Raw genomic sequence first — 6,903 nt, forward strand, 5'->3', positions numbered from 1 at the left:
ATCACAAGCTGTAAATCCATAATATCAACGATATGACAAAGCTGATTTCCAAAGTTCCGGATGGCCCCTTAGCTCAAAAATGGACAAAATACAAAGCATCCTGTAAACTTGTAAACCCGTCTAATAAAAGAAAACTCGACATTCTTATTGTTGGAACCGGTCTGGCCGGAGCAAGTGCTGCTGCCTCTTTGGGTGAACTTGGATATAATGTAAAGGTATTCTGTTATCAGGATAGTCCGCGCCGTGCACACAGCATCGCAGCCCAGGGGGGAATCAACGCAGCCAAGAATTATATGAATGATGGCGACAGCGTTTATCGTCTTTTTTATGATACGATTAAAGGCGGCGATTACCGTGCTCGTGAAGGGAATGTCTACCGTTTGGCGGAAGTCAGCAACAGCATCATCGACCAGTGTGTAGGTCAGGGGGTGCCTTTTGCACGCGATTACGGCGGTTTGCTCGATAACCGTTCGTTTGGCGGTGCCCAGGTTTCGCGAACATTTTATGCACGCGGTCAAACCGGACAGCAGCTATTGCTTGGTGCATACAGCGCTCTCAGCCGTCAGATAAAGAAAGGAAGCGTAGCACTGTACAACCGTCGTGATATGCTTGACCTGGTAATGGTTGATGGCAAAGCGCGCGGTATTATTGTCCGCAATCTGGTAACGGGCGAAATTGAAAAATATTCAGGTCATGCCGTGGTTCTTGCTACCGGAGGCTACGGGAATGCCTATTTTCTTTCAACCAACGCAATGGGCTCGAACGCCACGCCTTTGTGGAGTGCGTATAAAAAAGGTGCCATGTTCGCTAATCCTTGCTTTACGCAGATTCATCCTACCTGTATCCCGGTTCACGGCGACTTCCAGAGCAAGCTTACACTGATGAGCGAAAGTCTGCGCAACGACGGCCGGATATGGGTGCCGAAAAACAAGGAAGATGTTGAAAAATTGCGCAAAAAAGAAATCAAACCGAATGATATTCCCGAAGTGGATCGCGATTATTATCTTGAACGCAGGTATCCCGCTTTCGGTAATCTTGTTCCGCGTGATGTGGCTTCACGCGCAGCCAAAGAGCGCTGTGATGCCGGCTATGGGGTGAGCCATTCAGGTCTTGCAGTGTATCTCGATTTCAAAGAATCAATTGCACGCCTTGGCCGAAATGTTATTGAAGAACGCTACGGCAACCTGTTTCAAATGTATCAGCAAATTATTGCGGAAGATCCTTATACAACCCCGATGATGATATACCCGGCAGTACATTATACTATGGGTGGTTTATGGGTTGATTATAACCTGATGACGAGTGTACCCGGACTTTATGCCATCGGCGAATGCAATTTCAGCGATCATGGTGCAAACCGTCTGGGCGCTTCTGCACTCATGCAGGGTCTTGCCGATGGCTATTTTGTGCTTCCTTACACAATCGGCGATTTTCTCGCTTCCGAGATTCACACCAAACGCATTCCAACCGATGCTCCCGAATTTTTAAATACCGAAAAAGCAGTAAAAGACCGCCTCAATCATCTTATCAGTATCAAAGGAAAACAATCCGTTGATTCTTTCCATAAACGATTGGGTAAAATTATGTGGGAATACTGCGGAATGGGACGCAACGAGGCAGGTTTGAAAAAAGCCCTGGAACTTATTCCTGAATTGAAAAAAGAATTTTACAGCGACCTGTTTATCCCTGCGAGTCTTGAGGAGTTTAATCCGGAAGTGGAAAAAGCTGCCCGGGTTGCCGATTTCTTTGAATTAGGTGAACTCATTGTGCGCGATGCACTCAACAGGAAAGAATCATGCGGCGGGCATTTCCGCGAAGAAATGCAAACCGATGAAGGCGAAGCAAAACGCGACGATGAGAACTTTGTGTATGTTGCCGCGTGGGAATATCAGGGCGAAAATAAAGAGCCTTTGCTGAATAAGGAAGAACTGACATTTGAAACGGTTCAGCTTACACAGCGCAGTTACAAATAAGTTTAGAATAAAGAGATAATTTTTCGGAAAAGTAATTCAACATCGTTTATATGAACCTCACTTTGAAAATCTGGCGTCAGAAGAGCGCCGCTGCAAAAGGAAGTTTCGTTACGTATAAGGTCACAGACGTTTCGGCCGACAGCTCATTTTTTGAAATGCTGGATGTGCTTAATCAGCAACTGATTGAAAAAGGTCAGGATCCTGTCTCATTCGACCACGACTGCCGCGAAGGTATCTGCGGTACATGCAGCCTTTACATCAATGGCAGACCGCACGGACCGGTACGCGGCACTACTACCTGCCAGCTGCACATGCGTTCATTCAAAGATGGCGATACTATTGCAATTGAACCCTGGCGTGCCAAGCCATTTCCTATTGTGAAAGACCTTGTAGTTGACCGTTCTGCCCTTGACCTGATTATTCAGGCGGGTGGCTATGTATCCGTCAATACCGGCGGAGTCCCCGATGCCAATGCAATTCCCATACCCAAGAAAAATGCCGATTTTGCAATGGACGCAGCTTCGTGTATCGGATGTGGCGCCTGCGTGGCTGCCTGTGCCAATGCATCGGCCATGCTGTTTGTCGGAGCCAAAGTATCGCAGCTGGCGCTTTTACCGCAGGGTAAAATTGAAGCTGGCGAGCGGGTTCAAAATATGGTGAAGGAAATGGATAAACTGGGATTTGGCAACTGCAGCAATATGTACGCCTGCGAAGCTGAATGCCCGAAAGAAGTATCGGTAAGCAACATCGCCCGGATGAACAGGCAATTCATGAAAGCCCGGGTTTGCAGTGAGAACCCAAGCAACAGGAGCTTCGGGTCATAAAAAGAAAAATGATTACCATAAAAAAAGCCGACTCTGTTTCAGGACGGCTTTTTTTGATACTTGTGTAATCTGTTATTTGATTACAATGTATTTTGCTTTTTCTGTTCCGCAGAGTTCACATTCGTTCTGAACATCTTTTGCGTCATAGGTGAAACCGCATTTCGGACAAACAAAATACTGTGATGCCAAAGATTTTGTTTTTTTGGCATTGAAAGCATCAAGTGCTGCCTGATACATTTTTACGTGTTTTTTCTCTGTGTCGAATGCCCAGTTGAAGCTCTTTACTGCTTTGTCGGCATTGTCGGTCTGTGCCTGAGTTATAAATCCCGGGTACATGGTTTGAACTTCGTAAGTTTCGCCTTTAACAGCCGCTTCAAGATTTTCTTTGGTGGTTTTTACACTGAAAGTATCGGGTTGAACTTCGGCTTTTTCACCCATTTCTTCCAAAACTTTCTTGTGATTTCCTGCATGGATACTTTCTGATTTTGAAGCAGCTTCAAATAATTTGGAAATCTGAATCTGACCTTCTTCTTTGGCTTTTTTTGCAAATGCATCATATTTTGCACTGGCAGTAGTTTCACCTTTAAGCGCAGCTTTGAGGTTCTCAACGGTTTTGTTTACTTTAACGGTTGTGTCCTGTGCCGGTTTGTCTTTGTTTTCCTGTTTGTTTCCACCGCAGCTTGCCATAAAGGCGATTACGGTAACGGCAATTGCCATAAAAAATAAGTTTCTCTTCATCAGATTAAGGTTTTGGTTATTAAAACTATTCTCATTCCTTTTCTTACTGCTAACTGCTATATCCCTATCATATAATTAAACACCAAACTTCCGCCCATAAATCCGGTATATCCAACCGTAATGGCGGCTACTGCAAACAAAATAAAAACCACCCATTTCAGTGCGCTTTTGTCTTTTTTTGCAATCACCAGATAGACTCTGAGTGCAGTGGCAAAAATCATAATCCACATGGTGATTTTAGCCCACAGCTCGTGTTTTTCTTTTAGCAATCCCTGAGGTGTTTCAGCTCCAAAATTGCTTGTGAAAAATTCGCCTGATAGAAATCCCGCTACTACTGCAAGTGTACCGAGTATCATCAACCAGAACCCGAACTTAGAAAGGCATGGCTCTTTCTTGGTGAAAAATAAACTTAAAACATCCGCGAAAAATCCTACCATAATAAGGACTATCGGGAAATGCACCAACATAGGGTGTAAATGCTCTGTACCAAACATAGGTTCCTCCTTTTTATGCAAAAATATGAATGTTCATCAACAATGAAAGAAAAATCTGCGTTTTTTGATTTAAAACAGTACGGTCGTCGTTCCTCCTCGCAATGACGCACTGTATTCGGTTCCTCCGTCATTGCGAGCGCAGCGAAGCCTGCCTGCTGCAGGCAGGCAATCCCCTGCAATTCAGATATTAATCCTTCACAATATTCATTTCCTCAATGAGGTTATGGGCACCTGCGAATTTATCAATGATGAACAGAACGTATCGAATGTCCATATTAATAGTGCGCTGCAGCTCCGGCTCAAATAAAATATTGCCACTCATGGCTTCCCAGTTGCCATCGAATGCTAATCCGATTAGCTCACCTTTACCATTGATTACCGGACTTCCTGAGTTTCCGCCTGTGATGTCGTTATCTGTCAGAAAATCGGTTTTCATTACTCCGTTTTCCCCGTAAGGACCATAATCTTTGTTTTTATAAAGTTCTTTCAATTTGGCGGGCACTTTAAATTCATCGCTCGTGGGGTCTTCTTTTTCCATGATTCCGTCAAGAGTGGTGTAGTAATTATAATGTACGGCATCTGCAGGATAGTAGTCACTCACTTTACCATATGTGAGGCGCATGGTTTGATTGGCGTCAGGATAAAACGTTCGGTTTGTCTGCATTTCACGAAGTCCGGCCACAAAAAGCCTTTTACCTTCGGCAAGTTTATTGTTTGACGGACCCATCAGTTTCCCAACATTATTATATGCTTCAAAAAATGCTTTCATAAGCTGGTATGAAATATCGCCTTCTATGCTTTTGGCCGATGGCTTCAGCATGAACTTGTCTATTTTTGCTTTGTAAGTGAAAATGGATTTGGCAAATATTGTTGCCGCCATTTTTGTGAAATCATATTTGAACTTTTTCGCATATTCTATAAAGAACAGCGGCTGCTGGTCTTTAGGAACATTTTCATAATAAAGTTTCAGCATCGAAGCCACTGTTTTTTGGTCGGTGAATGCATTATAATCCTTGAAGAATTTAACAGCGCCCTCTTTTAGTTCTTTTATTTTAGCATCTGTTTTTTCCTTATCAGCCGGTTTTACCTTGAGCAGTTCAGCCAGTGATTCGAAGCGCTTCGAAAACATCAGACCTTCACATCCGGTAATGGCTTCCATAAAATACAACCGTGCCAGTATATACTTTTTCTGTTCTTCATAACCGCTTGCAATGTTGGTCAGTGCCTGCCCGTATTTAGCTATGCGCACAGCATCTGCGTTTACCCATGCGGTGAACTTATCTTCAAGCTGCTTTTTCTTATCAGCCACTTTTAAGCGGTCAAGAGCTTTCATCACACCGATAAAATTCTTGTAATAATTTGAAATGCCCGCGTACTTTGACGAATATTGCAATTTAATAAGCGGGCTCTGTTTCATATCCTCACGCATAATAGCCAGTTTCTCACCACGCAGCATAATGCGCACCGGATAATTATCTTTCATATAAAAATCGATTCCGTACGATGTGAGATAACGTTCGGTCGTTCCCGGATAGCCCATTATCATTGCAAAATCATCCTTTTTCACGCCTTTAATTGAAATGGGTAATGAGTGTTTGGGCGTGATAGGAACATTGCTTTCTGAGTATTCTGCAGGCGAGCCATCAGCTGCACCATATACTCTGAACATACTGAAGTCGCCGGTATGACGGGGCCACATCCAGTTATCGGTCTCGCCGCCAAACTTGCCGATAGAAACAGGTGGTGCACCAACCAAACGAATGTCTTTATACACAGTATAAACGAATAAATAAAATTCGTTCCCTTCAAAAAAGCTCTTGACTACGGCTTCGTTGTTTGTTCCTGCCGTAGCTTCTTTCTGAAGTTTTTCGTAAATATCTTTGATGGCGGCGTTGCGTTCATCTTCATTCGATTTTCCGCTAACGGCATCGTTCACTTTTTTTGTAACATCTTCTATTCGTACCAGAAATTTTACTGACAATCCTGCTATCGGAAGTTCTTCTTTATAATTATGTGCCCAGAATCCATTCGTCAGATAATCCATTTCAACAGTGCTCTGCGACTGAATAGCTCCATATCCGCAATGGTGATTGGTCAGTAAAAGGCCTTTGCCCGAAATTATTTCTCCGGTGCAGCCATTCCCAAAAAGTACAATAGCATCTTTGAGTGAAGAGTTGTTCACACTGTATATTTCTTCAGCAGTCAGCTGAAGACCCATCTTCTGCATATCCACATAGTTAAGGCGGTCAATGAACAGCGGAAGCCACATGCCCTCATCGGCTTTTGCTTTAAAACCAAGACATAATATCAGGCCTAGTAAAAATAGTGATAACTTTTTCATGAGTTTTCCCGTTTAATATAGATTTACAGAGTGCAAATTAAAGGTTTTTACAGGAAAGCAGGCTTACATAAATATAAAAAATGTTGAATTTGCCGGTGTGCGGATGAAGAAGTTTATAACCATTTTATTACTTCTGATTACGGTATTATTGTTCTCATGCAATAATGCGTTCCACGATTCTTTTGCCCGGGATCGGACAGCGCGCAGTGGCGAATATGGACTTAACAAACGCACTGCCGGACGCTTGAATACCGGTCGTGGTTTTGGCTATGGTAATGATGGTCCGAAACGCAACAGTAGCGAAAGTAGCCGGGGACGTCATTCCGGCACCAGAAGTGGCGGCGGACGGAGTAAAGACCGCTATGAAAAAGCCTATGGCACGCATAAACCAAACTCTGGGATTTACGGTGGTGGCGACGTTTATGGCGGAAGCCGGCGCAGCAAGGGATATAGCCGCAATGGCGCGAAGCGCGACAATTGGGGCAGAGGCAATAAAAAAGACCGTTATGAAAATGCCGGTGGCACGCATAAAC

The 6,903-nt window shown here is 43.8% G+C and carries 6 protein-coding genes; 3 read left to right on the top strand and 3 right to left on the bottom strand.

What is annotated here, in order from left to right; genetic code table 11:
- Window positions 1–32 precede the first annotated feature (32 nt).
- Together WCM76_10330 and WCM76_10335 are read left to right on the top strand one after the other, a co-directional pair.
- Window positions 33–1,973, top strand: a complete 1,941-nt coding sequence (locus WCM76_10330; protein MEI6766029.1) for a fumarate reductase/succinate dehydrogenase flavoprotein subunit — start codon at window positions 33–35, stop codon at window positions 1,971–1,973.
- A gap of 50 nt (window positions 1,974–2,023) precedes the next feature.
- Window positions 2,024–2,797, top strand: coding sequence for a succinate dehydrogenase/fumarate reductase iron-sulfur subunit (locus tag WCM76_10335; protein ID MEI6766030.1), 774 nt, complete (start codon window positions 2,024–2,026; stop codon window positions 2,795–2,797).
- Between the two features lie 72 nt (window positions 2,798–2,869).
- On the opposite strand, the gene WCM76_10340 is transcribed toward WCM76_10335, so the two are convergent.
- The 3 genes from WCM76_10340 to WCM76_10350 form a co-directional block, all read right to left on the bottom strand.
- Entirely contained in the window at window positions 2,870–3,535 is a 666-nt protein-coding gene (locus WCM76_10340) for a ferritin family protein (GenBank protein ID MEI6766031.1), read from the bottom strand.
- A 56-nt stretch (window positions 3,536–3,591) separates the two neighbouring features.
- On the bottom strand, window positions 3,592–4,029 hold the full coding sequence (locus WCM76_10345; GenBank protein MEI6766032.1) for a DUF2231 domain-containing protein: 438 nt from the start codon (window positions 4,027–4,029) through the stop codon (window positions 3,592–3,594).
- A gap of 187 nt (window positions 4,030–4,216) precedes the next feature.
- Window positions 4,217–6,370: a S46 family peptidase gene (locus tag WCM76_10350; GenBank protein ID MEI6766033.1), complete on the bottom strand. Its 2,154-nt coding sequence runs from the start codon at window positions 6,368–6,370 to the stop codon at window positions 4,217–4,219.
- A gap of 103 nt (window positions 6,371–6,473) precedes the next feature.
- Between WCM76_10350 and WCM76_10355 the strand changes: the two genes are divergently transcribed.
- Window positions 6,474–6,903 (top strand): hypothetical protein (locus tag WCM76_10355; protein ID MEI6766034.1); only part of this gene is annotated, 430 nt, incomplete at its 3' end.

The sequence above is a fragment of the Bacteroidota bacterium genome (assembly GCA_037133915.1).
Classification (GTDB): Bacteria; Bacteroidota; Bacteroidia; order Bacteroidales; family CAIWKO01; genus JBAXND01.

Excerpts from the sequence above, each read along its gene's own strand:
- WCM76_10330 (MEI6766029.1), top strand. The coding sequence starts at position 33 with ATGACAAAGCTGATTTCCAAAGTTCCGGATGGCCCCTTAGCTCAAAAA.
- WCM76_10335 (MEI6766030.1), top strand. The coding sequence starts at position 2,024 with ATGAACCTCACTTTGAAAATCTGGCGTCAGAAGAGCGCCGCTGCAAAA.
- WCM76_10345 (MEI6766032.1), bottom strand. The coding sequence starts at position 4,029 with ATGTTTGGTACAGAGCATTTACACCCTATGTTGGTGCATTTCCCGATA.
- WCM76_10350 (MEI6766033.1), bottom strand. The coding sequence starts at position 6,370 with ATGAAAAAGTTATCACTATTTTTACTAGGCCTGATATTATGTCTTGGT.
- WCM76_10340 (MEI6766031.1), bottom strand. The coding sequence starts at position 3,535 with ATGAAGAGAAACTTATTTTTTATGGCAATTGCCGTTACCGTAATCGCC.